The organism is Rhizobacter sp. (assembly GCF_046595475.1).
Lineage (GTDB): Bacteria > Pseudomonadota > Gammaproteobacteria > Burkholderiales > Burkholderiaceae_C > Rhizobacter.
This window is the reverse complement of record NZ_JBKJOQ010000049.1, coordinates 26,576-49,722: the sequence shown is the minus strand read 5'-3', so window position 1 is coordinate 49,722 and position 23,147 is coordinate 26,576. Positions and strand designations below refer to the sequence as shown.

The window sequence follows — 23,147 nt, the reverse complement described above, 5'->3', positions numbered from 1 at the left end:
TGCAGTGGCGACTTGGAACTTCATGCCCAACTCGACCGGCTGAGCGTCCGGGTCGGCTGGGGTCGCCGGCGTTTGCGCGCCGAACAGGGTGTACGTTGCGGGCGCAGTGGCAAGCGGCGCCGCTGCGGCACCACTCAGCGCCGCAGCCTGGGCGTGCGATTCGGTGGGCTCGGCGCTGGGGGAGCTTGCGCCTCCGCAGCCCTGCAGTAACAGCACGGCGACTAATGCGCAAAACGGCAGCTTCATTTCGGGCTCCTCCAAGGGCTTTTTGATCCGATGAGGCTACCTCGCCTCCTTCAACGCCGCCCCTACGAGCCTTCGGAATGAAACGTTGCACCCGGGCGGTCAGGCCGCGCGGGTTACTTTGTTTTCATCCCGAAACAGAATCGTCATCCATCAAGCGACACCGACTGGGAGCGCGCTTGCAGTAGAGCGGGCTGCACATGCCCATGGCCTTCTGCGCAAATTCTCGACCAAGAGTTGGTGGCTTGAGCGCGCACGAACCAAGGGTGGCACTACGGATCTTCGTGCTGTGCGGCACGAGACCGCCCGTGTAGATTTGTTCTCAGACTGCGCTTCTACGTCCAACTGCTTCGCGCGTGTCGACGTTCCTCGCAATCGTGCGATCGGCCATCGAGCCGACCAGTTGAACCTGCCACCAGTGATCGGTAGTCGATCCGGGTGACTACCGTGCTCCGGCCGTAGTCCAGCCACGTCAATCAGGAGGAATGCGCAATGTCTTGGTTCAGCTTCTCGGAGATTTTTTCCCGTTTTTCATCGATCGAGATCTACGCAGCGCCTCCGCCCCCGCCCCCGCCGCAGCCGGCTTTGCAGCCGGACGCTCGCCCCGTCATGGGGCCGCCCGCGCCAGACCTGCAAGCGCAACTGGAGGCGATGAGGAGGAGCGCCGAAGAAGCGGCTCGGCTGGAGGCTGAGAAGGCGGCGCGTTTAGCGCTGGAGCGGCAGGAGCAGGTGAATCGTGAAGAGGTGCAGCGCCTGGCGGACGAGGCAGCGCTCAAGGCCGCCGAAGACAAGATGCGCCAAGAGGCCGAACGCCTTCAACTGGACAAAACCACCACCGACCAGATGGTGAACGAGGCGCGTGGCATCGCGGACAAGGAGACAGCGCCGATCGTGGATCGCGAAATAGTGCGGCACGACACGCAGGTCGAGTCGACGACTGCCGAGAAAAATTTCGAGGGAGTGGCGATCAAGGAGGCCCAGCTTCCCCAGCCCCCTGATGCCGCGCCTGGCGCCCCTCCTGCGCCGCCCAGCCAGGAAATGCAAAACGCTTACGCCGCGATGCTGCTGGCACACCAAGCCGAGTTGCGTTCGGCAGCGGTGATTGCACAGATGACGGGGCAAGATCCCAATGCGGCCATTGACGCGCAGGCTCAGCTCATCAAGCAGCGCATGGGGTCAGGAAAACTCACTCAGGAGGGCATTGATCAACACGTGGGCGAGATGACCGGCGCGGCGAAGAAAGAGAGCCCTGAGTCCAGAGTTTTGCAGCAGACCCAAGATGTCGAGTCGACGAAAGACGAAAAAACCTTAGACGACAGCGCCAAAGAAGTCGCAAGCACACGCAGCGCGGCGGAGGCGGCGGAGAAGCTGGCCAGCAGCAGCCCCGCGACAACCAACCTTGAACTGAAGCAGAACGCCACCGCCCTGCGCGCGAAGGCTGACGAAGCAAGCAGGAAGCACGACCGGCTCGGAGCCGAACTCAATCTGAAGCTGGCTGAACGCAACCAGGGCATTTGGGCGCAAGAAGTCAAGGATGCCGAAAAGAGCGGAGATCAGCTATGGAAATCAAGGGCAAAAACCAATCTCTTGGGGGCTGAAGAGTTCCGCCACCAGATGCAATTGATCAAGGACGTCGTAGACCGCCAAACCGGCTTTGAAGAGTCCGCAATCGATTACAAGAAAGCCTATGAAAAGTACGATGCCTCGCTCTGCCGCCCCCCCGCCAATTCCGACCCCAATTCGTTGACCAAACCGGAGTTCGATGCAGACGGCAAGCTCCAACAGAACGACCACATCGTTCGGGAGAACGGCAAGTATTACTACTCCTCCGAGGGCTTTGCGTTCCTGGCGAATCCCAGGATTGAGTTGTCTTCAGAAGCTTCTGCCCTGTGGGAAGCTGCAGACAAAAAGAGCGAGATCTGGATCAAGCTGAATGGCGAAGATGGAAAGAGTGGCGCACAGCAGCGGCTGGATGAATATAAAAAAACATCACCCGACACGCGAATCATCCCAATAGTCCCCGCGTCGCCCCCGGCCCCCCTTGCGGCCGCCCCGGGGCAGCCTGGAACTGGGCAGCCCGAGCTGCCTACGTTTGTAGAGCCGTCGGATGCTGAAAACGCGAGCCTGGTCACGTCCAGCCAGCAGTTGCCCGCCAAGGAAGCGGAACTCAATGAGGCCCGCAAGCCCGGCAGCGGCAAAACCCCCGACGAGGTGAAAAAACTCGAGTTCGAGTGGTTCGAGCTCACCCGCGACACCGCGGTGCTCAAGCTTGACGTGGTGGCGCGCGCGAAAGTGCAAGAGCACGTGGGCGAGGTGCAAAAACTTACTCAGCTGCGTGACAGTGGCGCTGCGCCGAACGAGGTGCAAACACAGCAAGATCGGGTGGATGCGCACAGGAGCGAGGTCAACAAAGCGGTGAACGCCGCGAACCAGGAGCGGCAAAAGAGAAGCGGCGAGGTCTGGATCAGAAAAGATCCTGCCGTGGCCGGTGTCGCACCTCGTGGTGTGTTGCCCACCGACGCCATGCCGACTGCGAGCCCCGAGCTCCGTGCAGAAGACCGCAAGACACTGACGGCGAAGTTGGACGCAGAACGCGAGCAGGCGGTGGCGCTGCAGGAACAGACTGCAGGGGGCCCGCTCCCGGCGACGACCCAGACCGTGAACATGGGGGCCATGGGCAGTTCCTCCTATTCCGTTCCAGGCATGACTGCGCGCGTGTACGCGGCCGGTTCCACGGAGCCACTGCACAAACGGATGGAGTTCGAGCAAAAGCTTGGCCCCGCGCAACCTGACGCTGCGAAAAGGGAAAGCGACCACAAAGAGTTCAGCGCTGACCCAGCAGCGAAGGGGCAACAGCCCATCAATGATTTCGTCGCGAAATATGCGCAGCCCCTGCGCATCAACGGCACCACGCACCTCAAAAACACCTTGGGTGTGGCGCTCGGGTACGGTGGCCCGAACGAAGGGCCAGCGACCGAATTCAAGGAAGACCTTTTCCGCTACTTGCCAAAGGGGCAGGGCGAGTTGCTGGACAAGATGGTGAAGAAGGTCGTCGAGGAAAGTGGCAACGACAACCCGCTCATCACGCTGCTGCCCGTGTATTACTCCAGCAAGGAGACCGGTCTCGTCTCTACCATCCTCGTGAAGATCACCAACGAGGGTGGCAAGGAGCGCTTCATCGACGACCGTGGCTGGAGCTATGAGTCCATCCAGGACTATCGCAACAACAACAAGCTGCCGCCGGGCGAAACGAAGCTGGCGATCCCCAAGGACGGCAAGATCCAGCGCGACGACAAGAACAACGTGATTCTCTTTACTGGCCCAGCACGCGACGAACGATGGGACGAGGAATGGCGGCGCGAGCACCCTTGGATCGACCCGGTCATCGGTGGCTTAGGGTTGGTGGCGGGTGTTGTCGTGACCATCGGCACGGGCGGGCTGGCTGCCCCGGTGGTTGGGGCAGGGTGGGCCATGCTGGGCGCCACCGGCACCTACTTCGCGCTGACCTCGGGCCACAACCTCTATACCCAGGCGACGCACGGCCAGTCGCTGAACCCGATTGAAAACGCGGACGTTCGCATGGACTACTTGACGCTGGCCGCGTCAGCGATGCCCGTTGGGGCGTCGGGGGCCCGCTCGACAGGCCAGTTCGCTCTCGCGGCACGATGGGCCCGCACCGCGACCACCTTGGAAAAGACCGCTCAAGTGATGGGCGAGGGCGCCCGTGTATTGGGATACGTGCAGGTCGGCGCACAGGCGCACTCCCTCGGCACCAATTGGGAGAACATGTCGGGAACCGAGAGAGGCTACGCGCTCGGGGGGTTGCTCATGGGTGGCGCCGGCATTTTGACGCCACATGCGGGATTCGTGAAACGCCTGCGCGAACCTCCCGTCGAGCCGGTGGTCTCGCCAGGCAAGGCCCCAGGCGAGGGCCTGCCTGTCATTGACATGGTGCAGGGTGAAGACGGGGTGTTCCGCCGCAGCGGTGCAACGACTTCACCTCCAGGCGCGGAGCCGGGCCGAGGCGCACAACCGCGATCGACCTCGCATCCGCTGGACGCTTTTCGGGAGACACCGGAGCCCCTTGCGTTGGGCAGCGGCGCAGGGAAGCCGGCACTTGATGGTTCTGTCAAACCACCCGTCGTCGGGAACGATGGGTTGCCGCCCATTACCGTCAACCCGGGCTCCAAAGAGCCGGGCGCGCCGCGCGGTTCGGGTACCGGTTCGCATCCCGATGTCCCTCCCGGCCACGGTCAACCGACGGTTGCACCCACGAACAATTCGGGTTCAAGCGCCGTGCCGAAGCCCGCATCGGGCGCGAAAGGGCCACCCACAGACGCGCTACCGGTGCGTGTGCCTGAAAGGGTGCAACCGGTGGCAGCGCCCCTGATCGACCCGCTGCTGCAAACCCGCTCTTTTCCCGCCTTGTCCGACACAGCGGGCCCCACGTCGGCGGTAGTCGATGCTGACCCACTCACAGCATCGCCAGCGAAGAAGAATCGGGCCGAAGTGCAGGCGGCTCGCAACAGAAGCGAGTCCACGCAGAAAGAGGATGTCGTCAAGACAGACAAGGCCATTGCAAGCAGAAAAGAATCGCAAGGGCTGAACACCCGGGCCCGTCAGCAAAGCAACGCTGATCTCCGAAGCACTGCACGCGCGGCCGACCTCAACTATTTGCAAGACGGCCAGGTCACGGTGAATGGCCGAACAGTTGATGTGCAAAACCTCAGGCTGCCAGCAGACGAACACGCCTTCGTGGTGGTTGCCGATGAAACCAACCTGCCCGACCTGCCCAAGCTCGTGCGTGACATGCAAGCCCAAGGGCACATCGCGGGGCAAGAGGTGGTGCTGTACGTGTGCCGCGGCGGGGAGCTCACCAGCCCCGGCTCGCCGTTGCGCGACTCGTTCGCAACATCTTTGAGCAACGAGTTGGGCGTGCGGGTTCATGCGGCTCGCGGCGACATCACCCTGGGGCGAACCATTGACGTGCAGAAACCGGTTGTCGCTCGGCCCAACTTGCCAATGGCCGATGCAGCGCACGCGCCGCAGCGGCGCTACTGGTTGACCAAAGACGGCCACGGCCCGCGCGTCAACGAACCGTTCGGCGAAACCGCTCGCGGCCGCGGCGCCTGGATCGGCAATGAAGTCGTCGATCCGTTGCACTTGGGCCGCGGGCTCACATTCCAAGAGGCCTTGAAGGTCGGCTTCAGCGACAGCCACCACCACGCGACCACCGACAGGTACCAGGGCTACAACACCTTGTCGAACCCCAGCAACCAGGCCTTCGTCGAGTTCTTGAGGGCGTTGGGGCCTGAAACGAAATTGCTCGTCCAGCAAATTCCGCAGGCCCTGAACAAGGGCTGTTGCCCCACCCAGCCTTACTACCTGCTGCGCAGCCCGTCCGGAAGCCTGAGCCCGGTTCCGGTGGAGTTGCTGCCCGGCGGTCTGGTGCGCGCACGCGAGACCCATGTCTTTGAAGGCGGAGCGCGCATTCCCCAGGGCGTCTACCGCGCGCACGACCTGGGGTTGGAAGGAGTCCGCGGGGCTGACTTCCCCACCACAGGATCGAGAGAGGTGCTGGTCAACTACGTCGCCGATGCCACGACCCCGCTGGAGGGCTCGGCGCGCATGCGCGACTACATAGACCACTTCGCTGCAATCTTCAGGCAGACGCCGCCGGAACTGGCTCAGCAGGTGTACCTGGGCATCACCAGCGTGTCGCCGCGCCTGGCCGGAGGCGCGGCTGAATTGATCAACGTCATGGCCTACATGAGGCAGGCCCACCCCGACGTGAATTTCCAGGTTGCGGGGCTGGGCGAGATCAACTTCTTCAACAAGGAAGCCGTGGAGTCCCTGGTCAGTTTGTCGGGGCAGCATGGCCCGCACACAATGGAGAACGCAGCCAGCTTCCTGCATATGCTGAACGAGCAGTTGCGCGGCAGCATGGTGGTGGTTCACATGGACATCGGTCGCCCGATCGAGATGAATGTCGAGGGGCGACACCTGCTGGTTCACGGCGAGGTCGAATACCAGAACCACCAGAAGATGATCGACATGGCCAACAAGTACCCGAACGTCCAGTTCGTCTGGGCTCATGCAGGCGGCCTCAGCCGCTCAGGCTACCCCGGGTCATACGGCACCGGTGGCCACACCGAAATGCTCAGGGATGTGCTGACCCAAACACGCAATGTGAAGATCGACATGTCGTGGAGCACCGTGGCAGAGAAGGTGGTTCGCGACAACCACCGCACCCATGACTGGGTGGGGGGCAAGGGCAAGGGCATCATGAACGAGTTCCAGAACCGCTTCGTCTACGGTTCGGATTCCATCGGGCAAGACCTGAAAAGCTATTCGGCGCCGCTGCTGGCCTATTTCGACGGCGGGATCATTCCCAACCTTGTAGCGCCGGAACAGTTCCTTCGCTACACCGCTGCGGCCCTCATGGAAGGCGGCGCCCGCGCCTTCCATGCCTACATGCGCACGAATGCGCGGATGCTGGAAAACCACCCGCTCACAGGCGTCTGGGATATGGATGCGCCGCCACAACAGTCAGCTTCCAAGCTGTGGGTGCCTGGCGGGCCGCCCGAGAAGCCTTCGCCCACCCGAGCCGAGGCTCTCAGCACCCCCACAGAAGTGTCGGCAGCCACCAAGAGCTGGGAGCTGCCACGCCAGCAGGTGGGCGATCAGGCAACACAAAACGTCTTGCATGAAGTGCACCGCGCAGGCGGGCGGCTCGAAGGGGCCCGCTACGTCGCCACGCCGGCGCAACCGCATGGCGACACGGGGCTGGCGTCGGTCGACACCTTCGGCAGCCTTGCCGAGGCGATGGAAGCGGTGGACAGCGGCGCCGTGCCCGCTGCAAGCGAGGTGCTGGTCGTCTCAGACGCCTCTGTGCAAACCGGCCAGGCCGTGCCGCAGGAAGGCCTCCTGGCCAAGGTGAGGCTCGACGTGGCGCAAGGGCGAGCGGCCTTCGATCGCTTGGAGTTCAACGCCGGCTACCGGGGGCCACTCAAGATTGCCTTGCCGGAGGGATATCGCAGTGACGCGCCCTTGATCAGGGTGGAGAACGGGCAGCCGGTCGACGTGCTCAACGGCGGGCGCATCAACCTGTTCCAGAGGCGGTTGCCCGACCTACAGATCTTTGGCGAAGGGGATGGCCTGCGCGTAGACAAGCGCCTGGTGGCAGAGGCCGTGCCGGTGCCCGAAGGCTATTTCGCCGTGTCAGCCGACGGGCGAGCAGGCGGCTTGCGCGATGCCGATGGGCAGGTGCTTGACGGCCCGGCCGTTGCGCGCAGGATCCAGTCGCACGCGAACTACCAGCCCGGCCAACCCGTCTTCATCTATGCCTGCGATGGCGGAGCCGGCGTGGTTGCCTTGGCGCAGGAAGTGGCGACCGCGTTGCGCGTCGACGTCTATGCGGGCAATGCGCCCATGCGCGTTGACAGCCAGGTCGTGTCAGACGGGTCGGTGGCCTACACCCATCGAATCTCATTCGAAAGCGACCCTGCGGCGAACGCGCCCGACGGCCAGTTCCGCCGCTTCCGGCCCGGCCTTCCCATCGCAGAGGTCTACGAGAACGGCGCCCTGGTGCATGAAGCCTCCGCCGAGGCGCTCGCCCAGCCGTGGCGCCTGCCTCGCCCCGAGCAGGCCGGCGTCGATCCACAACTGTTGCCCTCTGCCTGGCCGCCCACCGCAGGCGGTGCCGGCGGTGGCCACAGCACCCTGCGCATGGCGAATGCGCCCCACGATTTCAGCGTGCCGGGAACGCAGTGGCCCGAGCTGCTGCAAGAGATACGCTCCGGCCGGCTGACGCTCGACGGTGAACTCAACGTCTACCTGTTCCAGCGCGGCACTGCCGTGGACACCGCCGCAGCGCAAGACTGGCAGGCGTCGAATCAACTCAAGGGTTGGGTGCACACCCCGGAAGGCTCGAACAAGCCACGCTGGTTGGGGCAAAGCCACCCTGACAAGAGTCACGGCACGCGCGCCAGCGCGCCGCGCAAGCAGGGCGGGCTGGGCGAAGGCCCGCGCGGGTCGCAAGACTACTTCGTGGTGTCTCGCAAGCCGCCGCGAGAGGTGCTGGCAGACGGTGGGTTCGAGGGCGTCCCGTGGGCGCCCTCAGATCTATCGGGTTTGGCGCTGCGGACCGAGCCCGCGCCAGCTACCGCTGCTATCGCGACTACCGACGACGCGGGCAGGGCAGGCGGTGCGCCACCAGCTGGAGCACCACCCGATGGCGCTGACGCGCTCCCTCCGGCTGCTGGTGGCGCAAGCGGTCGCCGCGCGCGTGGAGTTTCCTTCGCAGGTGCCGGAGGCTCTGTATTGGCGACGGGCGGGTGGGCGACGCTGATGGGCCACATGCCCGGTACGTTCACCGACCCCACGTTGTCGGGGCCGGTGGCCTTCATTTACCGGGGGCTGATGGCCGCCGGCCGGACCCAACTGGCTCAGTCGATCAACACGCATATTGATGAAGTCGCCACGGGTCAGGGCGCGGGCGGGCACCTCGATGCACTCGAAAAGAAGTTGGTCAAGCGCGGCGGCTTGATCGGCATTCCCAAACCAGACCGAGCGGTGTTCCTGAACGCAATCAACGACTTGCGGCAAGACGCTGGCAACACCGTGGCACTGGACGCGTTGCGCACTGCGCCGCGCAAGATACTGTCCACTCAAACGATTGCGGGCCGGGTCAACGCCTCGCTTCAGATCGGCACGCTCGGTGTCAACACCGGCAACACAGTCAGTTGGTTCATCACGCACGGGTTTGAGCCCGGCAATCCGGCGACTTACAGCAACGCCATTCTCGGGACCGCCAACATCGCGTTGAACAGCGTGAACATTGCCGAACGGATTGCCCCGCTCGCCAAGCTGCACGACTACGCAAACCTCACCGCAATCAGACTCACCCGTACCGGGGTGATGGGAGGGTATGCGACGGGCTCCGTTCCATGGGCCATCAAGGATTCCTTTCCTGACGACCCCAGCGCACCCATTGGGCTGCGGGCCACGAAAGCGGTGCTCGATCTGGGCTTCGGGTATGGCGCAGCACGGCAGGGCATCAACGATGTCCGGGCCGTGCGCGGCAAGCCTGCGCTCCCCAGCCGCGTCGCACCGCTCGTCATTTTGGGCGGCGCAGTGGTGGCGCGACTCGGCATCGAATTGGTGAATTCGATCCTTGCCCATAAGGATTCAAAGCAGAGTGACACTCCTGCCAAGACGACTTCAACCACCCCAGTCGGAACCGCTAACGGCACCGGCCCGACCACCACTTCAACCACCATCGCGACTGCGCCGCCGACGGACGGCGCGAGCGACATCTCGCCTCAGGCGCCGCCGGAAGCCCCATTTGTGGCGACCGAGCCACCGAAGCCGGAACCCCTGTTCGCCATCGTTAGCGATGCTGACCGCAGCACCGCAACCCTCTGGGGCATCGCCGAAGCCAATGCTGACCACCTTCTTTCGGCGCAGGCAGCGAGCGAGGCCCGCTCGCGCGGTGGTGAAGTTTCTGTGGTTGCCCAAGCCTTGCAGCAACTGGTGCAGATCAACCCGCAGTACGGCCTGAACCTGTCGCTGATGGATGGCAGGCTGAGCAATCAGCCGGGCGATCCCGACGTGGTGCTCAATGGTTGGCGTTTCCAAGTGAATGACACTGCGGCCGCCGCTGGTTGACGGTTTGCGCTCGTACGTACCCTGAAGGCCGGTGTCTCACCTCATGGGGGATGGCCGCCACGCTTGCCGGGGGTACCTCGAGCGCAATCTGAATCCATGGAAGCTACATCCGTCTTGGAAGCTGCGGCCGTCTGGTGACAGCTGCAGCACCAAGGGCAGCATGAAGCGCTCGTTCGAAGCCGAGCGATGCGGAGGCGCGCCTGAGTCGTGGCGGCGTAGTGCTTGCCCCGTGCACCCGGCTGTGAATATCCACTTGACATCAGATCCGGTGCACTAAGCTCTTGCCTGAAAATGAAAGCGTCATTTTTTGAGCGGCACCATGACCCTTGAAGTGCGAGAGATGAAGTTGGAGGAGGTCGATATCGTGATCGACTATTTTCTCAGCGCCAGCGCCGAACACCTGGAGATGCTGGGCGTGGACCCGCACAAGACCGTGCCCGGACCTTTGAACTTTCACCAAGCGGTCACGCGATGGGTGTGCGGCGACTCGAGCGTTGACGAGACCGCTGTCTCGGCTGCTGCGTCAGCTGAGAGGCTCTTCTGCCACGGACAAAACGGCGACCTGAACGCATGACTGTGCCCGCGCCATCTAAGACCGTGCCACCTTCGAGCGATATCGAGCAGCTCATGGCTGATGCGCCAGAAGCCCTCGAAGCGGGGCTGCCCTCCAGCGCACTCACTTTCGCCGGGCGCGTCTTGGGCGACTATCGCCTGCTCGAACTCATTGCCCGCGGCGGCATGGGCGAGGTGTACCGCGCCGAACGCGCCGATGGTCAGTACGAACAACAAGTGGCCGTCAAGGTCGTGCGAGACGATGGAGACAGCAGTTACTTGCTGCAGCGCTTCGCCGCCGAGCGGCGCATCCTCGCGGCACTTGACCACCCCAACTTGGCCAAGCTGCTCGATGCCGGTGTGACCCCCGAGCACACGCCCTTCTTTGTGATGGAGTTGGTCGACGGTTCGCCCATTGACGTTTACTGCGAACACAACAAACTCACGCTCAGCGCGTGCCTGCGCCTGTTTCGAACCGTGTGTTTGGTGGTCGACTATGCGCACCGCCAGGGTGTCGTTCACCGTGACCTGAAGCCCAGCAATGTGCTGGTCACCCGCGATGGCCGCGTCAAGCTGGTCGACTTCGGCATCGCCAAGCGGCTGGTACCCGTAGAAGGTGAAACCGGCGCCAGGCAAACGGACACCGCACAACGCGCGCTCACTCCCGAGTACGCCAGCCCCGAGCAGGTGCGCGGCGAAGCTGTCACTCCCGCCAGTGACATCTATTCGCTGGGCGTACTGTTGTACCGGTTGCTGACCGGTGCCAGCCCCTACGCCGGTGCGACCCAAGACAGCTACGCTCTCACCCGCGCCATCTGCGAGACCGAACCGCAGCCACCGAGCCGGGCCATGCAAACCGCGCCACGACCGCTGCGTCGCCAAGTGCAGGGCGACCTCGATGCCGTGATCCTGATGGCGTTGCGCAAAGAGCCGCAGCGGCGCTACCTGTCGGCCGAGGCACTGGCCGACGACCTCTTCCGTCACCTGGAAGGGCTGCCGGTGAAAGCGCGTCGCGGCGCCATGAGTTATCGCACCGGGCGTTTCCTGTTGCGCCACCGCGCCGTAGTGGGGGCCGTGTTGCTGGCCAACGTGGCGCTGGTCACGGGCATTGCGCTGGCCAGCTATCAGACCTTTGAAGCGAATCGCCAGCGCGAGCGCGCGGAGCGGCACTTTGTGAGCGTGCGCAAGCTGGCCAACGTGATGGTGCGTGACATGCACGATGCCATCCGCGTGCTGCCCGGCTCGACGCCGGCGCGCAAGCTGCTGGTGGACAACGGGCTGCAGTATCTGGAGCAGTTGAGCAGTGAAGCACGCGACGACGCCGCGCTGCAGACCGAGCTGGCCACCGGTTATCGCACCATTGGTGACATCCAGGGAAGGCCAGGCAACAGCCTGGGCGACCCGCAAGGGGCGCTCAAGAGTTATGGCCGGGCGGTGGCACTGTTGCAACCCCTCACGGCTGCGGCGCATCGGCGTGATGCCAACTTTCGGGATGCGCAGCAGGAATTGGCGAGCGTGTACATACGACAAGGCATGGTGCTCGGTTTCACCGGCAAGCTGGAAGAAGCCCAAGCGGTGCTGCATGCGGGCATCCCATTGGCCAACGAACTCGCCGCGGCCGACCCTAAGCACCGGGAGCGCCAATCTCTGCGTGCCATCATGTACGGGCAGCTGAGTCAAGTGCAGATGTTTGCGGGCAAGAGCGACGAGTTCCTGAAAACTTCCGCCATCGCAGCGCAGTGGCTGGAAATCCTCGTAGCCGAAGACCCGAACGACGCCAAGGCGTGCATGTCACTCGCAGCAAGCTATGGAACGCGAGGTGAATACCTTAGTGAACGCGGCGCTGACAAGGAAAGTGCGCGCCTATCACTCGACGCTAATCGCAAGGCCACTGCGCTGCTAGATCGGCTCTCAGCGAAGCAGCCTGACGACACCGCGGTGGCACGCGCGCTGGCAACAACGCTCGTCAACCAGGTTTCGCCCTTGGTGCGCCTGGGTGAACCTAGGCAGGCTTCCGAGCAAGCGCGGCGCGCGCTAGAGATTCACTCCGTGTTGGCTGCGAAAAATCCCAGCGACCCCTCGTACCGCGCCGATGTGGCACGAGTGAAAGCCACGTTGAGCGAAGCCCTGCTGTCGCTCGGTGAAGTGGCCGAAAGCGTGGCTGTCGCCAGTGCAGCTGTGGCTTCCTTTGAAGCTTTGCCGGCGGGCGTACGTGCGGAAACCAACGTCCTTTATGTACATAGTTTCGGCGTTCATCAGCTCGGCAGCGCGCTAGAGCGGCGATCACAGTTGCCGGGGGTTTCCGCCGCTGCAGCGGCAATGGATCACCAGACCGCTTGCAAGCGAGAGCGAGAGGCGCTGACCATGCTTGAAGGCCTCGTCAAGGCAGGTTTCAACGACCCCCCTGGTAGTTCGTTTGCCAACGCCGCCCGCGAGGCATTGCGCAAATGCAACTGATGAATCGTGACTGACATGGGGCGCTGCCAGCTTGAAAGTGAGAGGCGTCAAGGCCCATTCAAGCTTGTTTCGGCTTCGCGCTCTGAAATGATGGGTGCTTGCCAGCGGCGTGCTGTGCGCCGAGAAGTGGCCACTGGTCGTTGCCAGAATCCGCCGCCAGTTCCTCGCCAAAGAGCAACCGGTGCGCGTTGGCGGCTGCAGCCTCCCCTCGACGCGTGCGGATTTGATCCACTGCACGATGGCCCACCTCCATCAGCGCCTCGGCGGTGCTTGCCTTTTCAACCGCGAGCGTCAAAGTGAAGCCACGCAGGCCGAGCTCAGCCGAGATGAGTTGAGTGAGTGTTGCCGTAAAGCTGCTGTAGTCAAGAGGCTTTGCTTCTTGGGCGCGCTCTGCCGCTGAGCCTAGGGTGGCAGAGCGGCCGTGGGCGGGCTTCTCTTGCGTAGACAAGGGCTCGATCAGGCCCAGGCTGTTGAGCGCGTGGAAGTCTGCAGGCCCGACGTTTTGCACCCTGCCCCGCAGCGTGTCTTCGGAGATCTTCCCGTCAATCAGCAGCAGCAGATTCCGGCGCAGGCGTTGCTGGACCAACGCCTTGGCGACGATCTCTGCCCGCCCAGTTTCGGTCTTTACCCAGATCAATGTGCTTCCTTTGAAGTTGCCGCTGACGCTTGGCGTGTTCGCGTCGGAATGGCGTTGCATCGTACGGCGAGGTGCCGCTCAGGTGCCCTACGGTCTTTCGTAGCCACCCCATGCCTGCGCCATTTGCAGGAACCTCTACGGCTTGTTTCAATCGAAGCGCAAGCTAGGCACACGCCGTGCACCATGATTCAAGCACTTGCATTTCGGATTGCTTCCCATGTTGATGCGCGCTGCCAACGCCGCTGCGACCCTTGCCATCACCTTCAGCCTGTCTGCCTGTAGCAGTGGTGAAGAAGCTTCAAACCTCGCGGGTGACGCGAATGGTTCTGTTGCGCCGGATTGCCCTTCCCCACGTGCCGCACAACTGCCGGCCGCCGACCCGGCGCTGGCGGGGGTGTCGCACAAGTTCTACAAGATCACCGTGGTCGACGACGCTACGAGCCAGCCGATTGCAGGCGCCACCGTCAAGACAACCAGCGGCGACACCTACACCAGCGACGACAACGGCAACGTGGCGTTCTACGAGCCGGGCCTGATGGGGCGAAACATCTGGTTCTCGACCACGCGCGAGGGCTACACCATCTTGCCCGACGGCCTGGGCATCTCCGGCACGCGGCTGCGCATCTCGGAAGGCGGCAGCGGCAGCATCAAGATGAACCAGACTGGTACACCCCCGGCGATTGCCGCAGGCGACATGCAAACCCGGCTGCTGGCCCGCGATGTACCGGGCCGCGCCGAATGCATGGCCTTGCAGATCGTAGACAGCCTCACGCAACGCGGTGTGCCGCTGGTCAACGTGGCTACGGCGAATGGCAGCCACCTGAGCGACAGCCAGGGCATCGTGGCGTACTGCGACCCCGACCACTTCGGCCCGATGGCGTTGCAGCTGACCAGCCACGGCTACCAAGCGCTTGAAAAGACGGTGACGCTGGCCGCGGGCGAGTCGGCAACGCTGGAACTGACGCGCAACAACGTGGCCGAGCGCCTGTACCGCATCACCGGGCAGGGCACTTACCGCGACAGCCTGTTGCTAGGCTTCAAGATCCCCGTGCGCAACGGCGGGTTGAACGCGGGCGTCACCGGGCAAGACTCGGTGATCTCCACGGTCTTCAAGAACAAGGTGTTCTGGATCTGGGGCGACACCAATTCGGCCGGCTATGCGCTGGGCAACTTCTACACGACCGCGGGCACGTCTGAGCTGCCCGCGCAGGGCGGGTTGACGCCCGACAAGGGTGTGGACATCACCTACCTCAGCAACTCGGGTGGTGATTTCGTGAAGGGAGTGATCCCGGACATCTTGCCGCAGCTCTTGTCACCGGTCTGGATGGGCGCGCTGGTCACCGTGCCCGACAAGGACGGCGCAGAGCAGCTGTTCGGTACTTACAGCAAGGCGATCAGCGACAGCGAATCAGCCGAGCGAGGCTTGGCACAGTACGACGAAATCAGCAAGAGCTTCAAGTCGGTGCTGGTGTACCCACTGACGGCACGGGGCGTGCCCAGCGGCGGGCAAGTGTTGCGGCTGCGCAGCGGTGGCCAAGACTGGGCGCAGTACAGCAACAACCTGCGCATCGCGGCCAAGGCCGAGGCGCTCGTCGACAGGGGTGCCTACCAAGTGTTTACCGGGTGGAGCGACAGCGCAGCCACGCGGCTCGACGTGGTGAACGGCGCGGTGCAGTACCGCTGGCGCAACGGCTCATCCGGCGAAGAAGTTTCGCAAGCTGCGGTGAGGGCCGAGGGCCTTGCGGCGGGCCAGAGCCTTGAAGGCCACCTGCGCGACGTTCAGACGGGCAACAGCATCGCCGCAGCGGTTGGCACGGTGCACTGGAATGCGCATCGCAGGCGCTTCGTTCAAATCATTCAGCAGAAGTTTGGCACCTCGTTGGGTGGCGAGCTTTGGTACGCCGAGGCCGATACGCCCATGGGCCCGTGGGTCGACGCACGCAAGATCATTACGCACGACGACTACACCTTCTACAACCCCTACACGCATCCCTACCTGTCTATGGACGAAGGGCGCACGGTGTACTTCGAAGCCACCTACACATCAACCTACTCTGGCAGCAAACCGACCCCGCGCTACAACTACAACCAGGTGATGTACCGCGTGGACACCGACGATCCCAAGCTGGCCATGCCGGTGCCGGTGTACGACCTCAGCGCCACGTTGCCTGGTCAGTTCGTGCGCCGCGGCGCCATCACCGGTAGCGCGTTGATCGCGGCCAGCTTTCTGGCACCCGATCATGCCGCCCCGGGCACCGTGGCCGTGGGCTGGGACGCTGCCGCTGGCGCCGCCAACCGCAAGCTCGTGACGGGTGCGGCCGTGGCCGAGCGATTGTTCTACGCGATGCCAGTCGGCAGCGCCGCGCGGCCGACGAGCGCGGTGCCGCTGCACGAGTTTGAGCATGCCGATGGCCGCCGCGCCTACTCGGTCGACGCCAGTTGGGTTGCTGCAGGATTTGTACGTGCCGCCCGGCCCGTGGCCTATGTGTGGCGCAACCCGGTTCAGGTGAAGATGCCAGTCGGCGACTACCACGAGCTGGCCCCGAGCACCCTGCAGACCTGCAAGCTACCTGGCGCGGCTTAAGGGCGGCAGGCGTTTGCTGGACCTCCAGCTGCGAGGTTGCTGTGATCTAGCGTCGTTCACGCGCAGCGGCGCAGGGCTTCGCGGGCAGCAGGAACGAAAGAACGACTGGGTGGGCCATCGTCACCCTCGTTCGGGCTCGCGAACAGCTTGAGCGCCTGGCGTTCTCGTGCGCAGGCGGCCCGGTGATCGGCTGATGCTGCAGCAATGGTGCGGGCCGGCAGCTGCGACTGCTGATCCAGAGCGCGACCCAGCTGGTGGTAGCTCAAGGCTTGCCGATAGAGGATGTAGGTTTCGGCGCGCGCGCCGTCGGGCAAGGCCTCGTAGGCTGCCACGGCTGCGCTGGCGGCTGCCACGCTCGCGGCCACGTCGCCCACCGCCAGCAAGGCTTCGCTCAACGAGCCTTGCACCCGTGCCGCGTCAGCGCGGAACAGCGGGTCGCTTGGGTTCTTTGCGGCCAAGACGGAAAGAATCTCCAGGGCGCGGCGCGAGTGCTCAGCGGCTTGCCTGGGTTGGCCCAGGCGCAGTAAGGCCAAGGCCTGATCGTCGAACCCGATGGCCAGGGGGCGTGCTACCACGGCGTTGTCGGGCTGGGTTGCATACAGGCGCTCCCGCAGCGCGGTGGCTTTGCGGTGAGACTCAAGCGACAGGCGCGCGCTTTCCTTGTCCAGGTCGTGCTGAATGAAATATTCACCCCGTGTCGACTCGTTGGCTGCAAGCGTCATGCTTGCGATGGTGTCGTTGGGATCCGTCGCGACCACAACTTCAAGCAACCGCGAAGCCGTCGCTGAGGTTTTCAGGAACTCATCGATCTTGCCCGCGAACATCTGAACCTGCCCGAGTTGGCCGTAAATTCCGGCCCTCATCAACTGGCGTTTTCTGTGGTTGGAGTCGGCTGCTGCAAGTTCGTCTGCCAATGCAACGCCGGTCTGCAGCACCGTCAGCGCTTCTTCCACCTTGCCGGTAAAACCCATCAGTGCACCCTGGCGCTGGTACACGGTCACCAGCTCCTGCTGCGCATCATGCAGAAGGTTGGCGTCGCGCTGGCCGGCCTGCGCGACCACGGGTTTCAGCAATGCGGCGGCACGGCTGTAGCTTTGTTGGGCGCCTTGTGGATCGCCGAGGTTGCTGCCACCTGGCCGCCCCTGAATGTCACCAATCGCGCGGTAGCCACTCGCCAACTCGATCTGCAATGCTTTGTCGTCACGCGCTTCGGTGCTCAGCCCTTCAAGGTATTTCAGCGCGTTGTCCACCAGCAGCTTGCGCGCCGGTGTGGAGCCGGGCAACACGCGGATGGCGTCGTGCATGTCGCCCATCATCGCGTTGGCCAGCTTGCGAACGCTCGCAAAGTACCGCTCGGCTCGGTCGCGTTGGCGGTGCGCTTCAACCGCCTGGTAGGTGGCAACTGAAATGCCTACCACGAGTGCGATGTTGGCCAGCAGCGCCGCAACCGCCGCTGTGCGATGGCGCAGCATGAAGCGACCTGCGCGGTAGCTCCAAGCACCGCGCCGCGCTTGCACCGGCAGCCCTTCGAGGTGGCGAAACAGATCGTCGGCCAGCGCCTCGGCCGACGAGTAGCGGCGCTGAGGTTCCTTGCGCAGTGCCATCAATGCGACGGCGTCGAGGTCTCCCTGCAACTGGCGTTTGAGCAGGCGAGGCGCCGTCTGCAAGGCTCGACTGGGCGGCTCAGGTTCGGTTTCGCAAATGGCCCGCGTGAGCGAGTAGCGGTCGAGGGCCACGCCAGCGTAAGGGCTGGCTCCCGTCAGCAGACGATAGAGCAGAACGCCCAGCGAATAGATGTCGCTGGCCGGGGTGACGGTCTCCCCACGCACTTGTTCGGGGCTGGCGTATTCGGGCGTCAGTGCGCGCAGCGCAGTGGCAGTGCGCGTGGCGTCTTCCTCGGCGAGGGGCAGCAGACGCTTGGCAATGCCAAAGTCGACCAGCTTGACGACGCCATCGTGGGTCACCAGCACGTTGCTGGGCTTCAGGTCGCGGTGAATCACGCCCTGCCGGTGCGCATAGTCGACTACCAGACACACGGTGCGCAGCAGCGCCACGCGCTCGGGCAAGGCCAGCCGGTTGTGCTCGCAGTAGGTGTCGATCGGGGTGCCGTCGACCAGTTCCATGACGAAGAACGGCGCGCCGTCTGCCGCGATGCCCGCGTCAAGAAGCTTGGCCAGGTTGGGGTGGTCGAGTGCGGCAAGGATGCGGCGTTCGGCGTTGAAACGTTGCAACAAGAAGCCGCTGTCTGCGCCCTCACGAACCACTTTCACCGCCACCTGCTTTTCATACTGCCCATCGGCCCGTTCGGCCCGGTAGACCTCGCCCATGCCGCCGCGTGCAATCAAGGCCAGCAGCCGATAGTCACCCAACATGCGGCCAGCCAGATCGGCCGGTGGGGTGGGCTCAAGCGGGCCCAGGTCGACCCCTGAGAGGCCGGCGTCGAGTTGGCTAGTCTGTTCGGCGGCTGCGAGCAAGGAATCAAGCTCCGCTTTCAGCAGCGTGTTGTTGCCACACACCTGTTGTACGTGTGCGGCGCGCTCGTGAGGGGCGAGTGCGAGCGCGTCAGCAACGAGTTGCTTCAGTTGACTCCACGGCGGCAGCGCGTCGCAGTTCGTCATGCTTTGCTGCGTGCGGGCCGTGATGTGGCGAGTGCAGCAGTGCCACCCAGATCGCGCAGCAGCCACGCGCGCGCGCTTGCCCACTCGCGCTTGACCGTGGAGGGCGAAATGTTCAATGTCGCGGCGATTTCTTCGGTGCTCAAGCCGCCGAAAAACCTGAGCTCGACCACTCGGCTTTGCATGGTGTCGAGCTGCTCAAGCCGTTGTAGCGACTGGTCCAGCGCCGCGATGTCGAGCGCAGCATCACTTTGATGGTGATCCATGGCGGGCAGACCGAGATCTGCGTCGTCGGGTTCGCCAAGCGAGGTGAACAACTCGCCGCCCCCCCTTTTGGCCGCACGCCGCGCACGCGCGTGATCAACGAGGATGCGGCGCATGAGGGTTGAGGCCAGTCCAAAGAACTGCGCTCTCGACTCCCATTCGAACTTGCCCTGCTTGGGTAACCGCAAGAACGCCTCGTGCACGAGGCCGGTGTCTTGCAGGGTGTGCCCCGGGCGTTCGTGGCGAAGGTGGCGGCCCGCCAGGCGGCGCAACTCGTCATACAGAAGTGGCCAGGCCTTTTCGAGCGAGCCCGTGTCGCCGTTGCTCCAGCGCTGCAGCAAGAGCGTCAACGACGGATCGAAAGAGTTGGTTGTCATGGCACTCTCGGTTCACGGGCTGAGTGGCAGCGCAGCTTAGAGCATGAGTATGCAAAAACGTGCTTGCCGAAGCGGCCGAAATTGCGTTCAGATGTGAGGGACTACGCGAACCCGTAGTCCGGCAAAAAACCCATTGGCATGCCAGAGGCGATTGTCCCGGGTGCCGACAGCTCGGAGCCCCCGGGTTTGAAGCTACTTGTTTCTACCTCTGTTATTTGCACTTCAACGCAAGCGAGTTGGCGGTGGCTGTTCCCGGGCAGATGCGCTGCGCCTTGCCTGCCCCCTGGCGCACGGGGATTGAGGTATCCAACTGAAACAGCATGGTCCTTTACGCGCTTCTTTTTCGCTTTGAAGAAGGAGAGCCCCGTGTTTATTTGGAGACCCTCTATGCTTCATGCTCAAGACCACGCAGCGATTGCTGCGCATGCATCCCGACCGGCCGGTTCGCTGTTGGGGTGCGACCCCTTGCTCCCGCTGTCTGAACAGGATAGGACTCGCCGCCCGCTTCCAGCCTTGCTGACGAAGCTGATCGATGCCGCTTGTGGGGAATCACGGCGGGCCGTGATTCGACGCAGATTGGACCAACTCGGATTCGACTGGCTGGCCTACGGAAGAATCTCGTCCACCGGGCCCGCAGCATTGACGGGGCTCTGCGCTAGCTTCACGCCCCCGCGATGGGTGCAGCGCTACTGCCGTGAGGAGTACGTCGAAGTTGATAGACGGCTGGCGGACACCTCCAGCTCAGGCTTGCCGTACATCTGGGACCTTAGCGCGCTGGCGCGGCCGCTCCATCACATGTCGGAATCAAAGACCGTGCGATTCACCAACGACATGCGAGATGCTGGCGCGTGCTCCGGCGTGTGCATGCGACTGCCCGGCCGCTACGCTTGTGAAGATGCCTTCGCGAGCCTCTCCTCGCGCAGGCGCGGTTGCGAATGGATTGATGACGGCCTGCTCGGCCGGGTATTGACGCTTGCAGCATGCGTGCATCAGTTCCACAGCCGCTACGCCGTAGCGTCAGAGCGTCTCGACGACGTGGGCACGGAGCTGACGCCCACGCAAGTTGACGTGATGCGCTGTTTGATGCGGGGCTTGAGCGACAAGGCAATCGCGTGCGAGCTGAAGTTGAATTTGCACAACGTTGACTACCACCTGCGCCAGCTGCGCCGCCGTTTTGGCGCCAGCAACCGTGTCAAGCTCGTGCAGGAGGCTATGAGGGTTCTCGAAGGCGCACCCCTGCGGCATTCTGCCCGGCCCCCCGTATTGCACAGCCAACACTTGACCACCCAAACGTTCGAGTGGTACGGCGCCGAATACGCTCGTCCACTCCGCCAATAACGAAACGGGTTGCAGCAGAAATGCTGCAACCCGTTTTTCGTTGCACGCTTCAAAGTGCCTCGATGGCGTCGCCATTGTCATGGCAGCTTTGTGGGTGTTCCGCGCCAACGCTGGCGCGGCTCGAAGACTGGCTCAGCGCTGCAAGAAGCGTGGAACGCTGAGCGAGCCCAGCAAGCTGCCTACGCGCTCCATCATGCTCGTGGGCTGCGCCGTTGCTGCCGCCGCGGCCACCTTGTCGAGCTGCTGCGCGGCAACCATGTCGCGGTTCAGCGGCAGCGAGCTTTGAGCGGGCTTCAGGCTGTCGAAGCGCGAAGCGTTGGCAGCCGGCACGCTGGCCGCCACTGTTGGCTGCGGCGCGGGCGAACGCTGTGCAGCGGGCCGCAGAACGGGGGCGAGCCAATCCAGGATGGGCTGCCACTGGTCAAGGTCGGACTGCACCTTGGACGCCGGCATGTCGAACAGCGACAAGCCACGCTCCAGGCAGCGCACATAACCTTGCGTTTCGCGCAGCACGCCGATGAAGGGCAGCTTCTGCTTCGCGGCCCATTCCTTGAGCACTTCGTCGGCCTTTGTGCGTGCGTCGAGCCGCATGCCGATGGCGGCCACCAGGCATTTGCCGGTAGACACGCGCGGCAACGTCAGCAGTTCGGCATAGCAGTCGGCGGCAGACTCGCGGTCGAAGACCGAGTTGCACACCGGCATGAGGATGGCGTCGGCAAACATGGCCACCCGCGCGAGATCGAAGCCGCGCAGGCCGCCGGGGGTGTCTAGCACCACGTGGCCAACGCCGGCAGGTGCGCGCAGCACGGTTTTCGGGTCTACCGTCCAGCCGACCAGGGGAGAGAGGTTGGGCGTGACTTGCGTGGAGCGCAGCCGCAGCCAGGCTTGCGTGGACTGCTGCTTGTCGACATCGCCCAGCATGACCGGCATGCCGTTGTGCGCGCAATAAGCGGCCAGGTGCGTGGCCAGGGTGCTTTTGCCGCTTCCACCTTTGCGATTGACAACTGCAACAACGGGCATGAAAAGGTGCGTCCGAGAGAGGTGCCGTAGCAGAGGCCAGGGCCGTTCATTACATCACCAAACCGGGGCTTGTCCCATAGGAGGCTGCCCGTGTAGCCGCCAACTTGTGCCGCGTTCAAGCTCCTGGGGGTTACCACTTGTCTCCGAGCATGTCTTCGCACGCCACCGACTCCCGCTACGCCTGGGCACGCCTCGTCGTCACCCTCTTGTTGATGACCATCGGCAGTGGCGCCATGTATGTGGTGGCGGTGGTGCTGCCCTCTGTGCAGGCCGAGTTCGGGGTGGCGCGTGCCGATGCGTCGCTGCCTTACACCGCAATGATGATCGGCTTCGGCGTGGGTGGCATCGCGATGGGTCGGCTGGCCGATCGCTTCGGCGTGATGGTGCCGGTGCTGATCGGGGCCACCGGCTTGGGGGCGGGCTTCCTGGTGGCAGGCTCGGCGCCCAACATCTGGGTCTTTTCGGCCGCGCATGGCGTGCTGCTCGGCCTGCTGGGCTCGTCGGCCACGTTTGCGCCGCTGGTGGCCGACACCTCGCTGTGGTTCGTGCGCCGCCGCGGCATTGCGGTGGCGATTTGCGCCAGCGGCAACTACCTGGCCGGCGCCATCTGGCCGCCCATCGTGCAGCACTTCATAGAGAGCGTCGGCTGGCGCCACACCTACTTCGGGCTAGGCGTGTTCTGTGCCGTCACCATGCCCTTGCTGGCCTTGCTGATGCGCCCGCGGCCGCCGAAGCCAGACGTTTTGGTCTCAGCGGCGAGCGAGGGTGCCGCACTGGCGCGGCCCTTCGGCTTCTCCATCGGCCATGCGCAGGCGCTTTTGTGCGTGGCGGGAGTGGCCTGCTGCGTGGCCATGTCGATGCCGCAGGTGCACATCGTGGCCTACTGCGGCGACATGGGCTACGGCGCAGCGCGCGGTGCCGAAATGTTGTCGCTGATGCTGGCGTGCGGCATCGTGAGCCGCCTGGTCTCGGGGGTGATCTGCGACCGAATCGGCGGCTTGCGCACTTTGCTGCTCGGCTCGGTGCTGCAGGGCGCGGCCTTGTTGCTCTTCCTGCCCTTCGACGGCTTGGTGTCGCTGTACGTGATCTCGGCCATGTTCGGCTTGTTCCAAGGTGGCATCGTGCCGTCTTACGCCATCATCGTGCGAGAGCACTTCCCTGCGGCAGAAGCCGGCGCGCGTGTGGGCACGGTGTTGATGTTCACGCTGCTGGGCATGGCCCTGGGCGGGTGGATGTCGGGCATGGTGTTTGACCTCACCGGCTCGTACCATGCCGCTTTCATCAACGGCGTGGCGTGGAACGCCCTGAACCTGAGCATCGCCTTTCTGCTGTGGCGCCGTTCGCAGCGCTACGTGGCGCTCGGCGCCAGGAACTGATTCAAGCCATTTCCA

Annotated in this window: 11 protein-coding genes; 6 read left to right on the top strand and 5 right to left on the bottom strand. The window is 63.9% G+C overall.

The features are described 5' to 3' along the window. On the bottom strand, nucleotides 1-246 hold a 246-nt coding region (locus AC30QB_RS09670; protein WP_489546000.1), incomplete at its 3' end, for a hypothetical protein. 489 nt (nucleotides 247-735) lie between these two features. Between AC30QB_RS09670 and AC30QB_RS09665 the strand changes: the two genes are divergently transcribed. From AC30QB_RS09665 to AC30QB_RS09655, 3 genes are all read left to right on the top strand, one after another. Beyond that, nucleotides 736-9,912, top strand: coding sequence for a DUF8616 domain-containing protein (locus AC30QB_RS09665; protein WP_489545999.1), 9,177 nt, complete (start codon nucleotides 736-738; stop codon nucleotides 9,910-9,912). Nucleotides 9,913-10,231: 319 nt separating this feature from the next. Continuing rightward, on the top strand, nucleotides 10,232-10,486 hold the full coding sequence (locus tag AC30QB_RS09660) for a hypothetical protein (RefSeq protein ID WP_489545998.1): 255 nt from the start codon (nucleotides 10,232-10,234) through the stop codon (nucleotides 10,484-10,486). A gap of 53 nt (nucleotides 10,487-10,539) precedes the next feature. Continuing rightward, entirely contained in the window at nucleotides 10,540-12,921 is a 2,382-nt protein-coding gene (locus AC30QB_RS09655; protein WP_489545997.1) for a protein kinase domain-containing protein, read from the top strand. 58 nt (nucleotides 12,922-12,979) lie between these two features. Here the strand turns inward: AC30QB_RS09655 and AC30QB_RS09650 are convergent, their stop codons facing one another. Continuing rightward, nucleotides 12,980-13,618, bottom strand: coding sequence for a hypothetical protein (locus AC30QB_RS09650; RefSeq protein WP_489545996.1), 639 nt, complete (start codon nucleotides 13,616-13,618; stop codon nucleotides 12,980-12,982). Nucleotides 13,619-13,775: 157 nt separating this feature from the next. On the opposite strand from AC30QB_RS09650, the gene AC30QB_RS09645 reads away from it, so the two are divergent. Further along, nucleotides 13,776-16,142 (top strand): hypothetical protein, encoded by a 2,367-nt coding sequence (locus AC30QB_RS09645; RefSeq protein ID WP_489545995.1) that lies wholly within the window; start codon nucleotides 13,776-13,778, stop codon nucleotides 16,140-16,142. A gap of 56 nt (nucleotides 16,143-16,198) precedes the next feature. On the opposite strand, the gene AC30QB_RS09640 is transcribed toward AC30QB_RS09645, so the two are convergent. After that, nucleotides 16,199-18,760 carry a protein kinase domain-containing protein gene (locus AC30QB_RS09640; RefSeq protein WP_489545994.1) on the bottom strand — a complete coding sequence of 854 codons (2,562 nt, stop codon included), beginning with the start codon at nucleotides 18,758-18,760 and terminating at the stop codon, nucleotides 16,199-16,201. After that, nucleotides 18,757-19,398, bottom strand: coding sequence for an ECF-type sigma factor (locus tag AC30QB_RS09635; RefSeq protein ID WP_489545993.1), 642 nt, complete (start codon nucleotides 19,396-19,398; stop codon nucleotides 18,757-18,759). Before AC30QB_RS09635 ends, AC30QB_RS09640 begins: the two co-directional genes overlap by 4 nt. Nucleotides 19,399-19,911: 513 nt before the next feature. Between AC30QB_RS09635 and AC30QB_RS09630 the strand changes: the two genes are divergently transcribed. Beyond that, the gene (locus AC30QB_RS09630; protein ID WP_489545992.1) at nucleotides 19,912-20,736 is read left to right on the top strand and encodes a LuxR family transcriptional regulator; all 825 of its coding nucleotides are present in this window, start codon (nucleotides 19,912-19,914) and stop codon (nucleotides 20,734-20,736) included. 132 nt (nucleotides 20,737-20,868) lie between these two features. Here the strand turns inward: AC30QB_RS09630 and AC30QB_RS09625 are convergent, their stop codons facing one another. Then, a complete protein-coding gene (locus tag AC30QB_RS09625) occupies nucleotides 20,869-21,756 on the bottom strand; it encodes a nucleotide-binding protein (protein ID WP_489545991.1) in 888 nt (295 codons plus the stop codon). Nucleotides 21,757-21,905: 149 nt separating this feature from the next. Between AC30QB_RS09625 and AC30QB_RS09620 the strand changes: the two genes are divergently transcribed. Continuing rightward, the gene (locus AC30QB_RS09620) at nucleotides 21,906-23,132 is read left to right on the top strand and encodes an MFS transporter (RefSeq protein ID WP_489545990.1); all 1,227 of its coding nucleotides are present in this window, start codon (nucleotides 21,906-21,908) and stop codon (nucleotides 23,130-23,132) included. Nucleotides 23,133-23,147: the final 15 nt, after the last annotated feature.

Excerpts from the sequence above, each read along its gene's own strand:
- AC30QB_RS09625 (WP_489545991.1), bottom strand. The coding sequence starts at position 21,756 with ATGCCCGTTGTTGCAGTTGTCAATCGCAAAGGTGGAAGCGGCAAAAGC.
- AC30QB_RS09620 (WP_489545990.1), top strand. The coding sequence starts at position 21,906 with ATGTCTTCGCACGCCACCGACTCCCGCTACGCCTGGGCACGCCTCGTC.
- AC30QB_RS09645 (WP_489545995.1), top strand. The coding sequence starts at position 13,776 with ATGTTGATGCGCGCTGCCAACGCCGCTGCGACCCTTGCCATCACCTTC.
- AC30QB_RS09635 (WP_489545993.1), bottom strand. The coding sequence starts at position 19,398 with ATGACAACCAACTCTTTCGATCCGTCGTTGACGCTCTTGCTGCAGCGC.
- AC30QB_RS09650 (WP_489545996.1), bottom strand. The coding sequence starts at position 13,618 with ATGCAACGCCATTCCGACGCGAACACGCCAAGCGTCAGCGGCAACTTC.
- AC30QB_RS09655 (WP_489545997.1), top strand. The coding sequence starts at position 10,540 with ATGGCTGATGCGCCAGAAGCCCTCGAAGCGGGGCTGCCCTCCAGCGCA.
- AC30QB_RS09640 (WP_489545994.1), bottom strand. The coding sequence starts at position 18,760 with ATGACGAACTGCGACGCGCTGCCGCCGTGGAGTCAACTGAAGCAACTC.
- AC30QB_RS09665 (WP_489545999.1), top strand. The coding sequence starts at position 736 with ATGTCTTGGTTCAGCTTCTCGGAGATTTTTTCCCGTTTTTCATCGATC.
- AC30QB_RS09660 (WP_489545998.1), top strand. The coding sequence starts at position 10,232 with ATGACCCTTGAAGTGCGAGAGATGAAGTTGGAGGAGGTCGATATCGTG.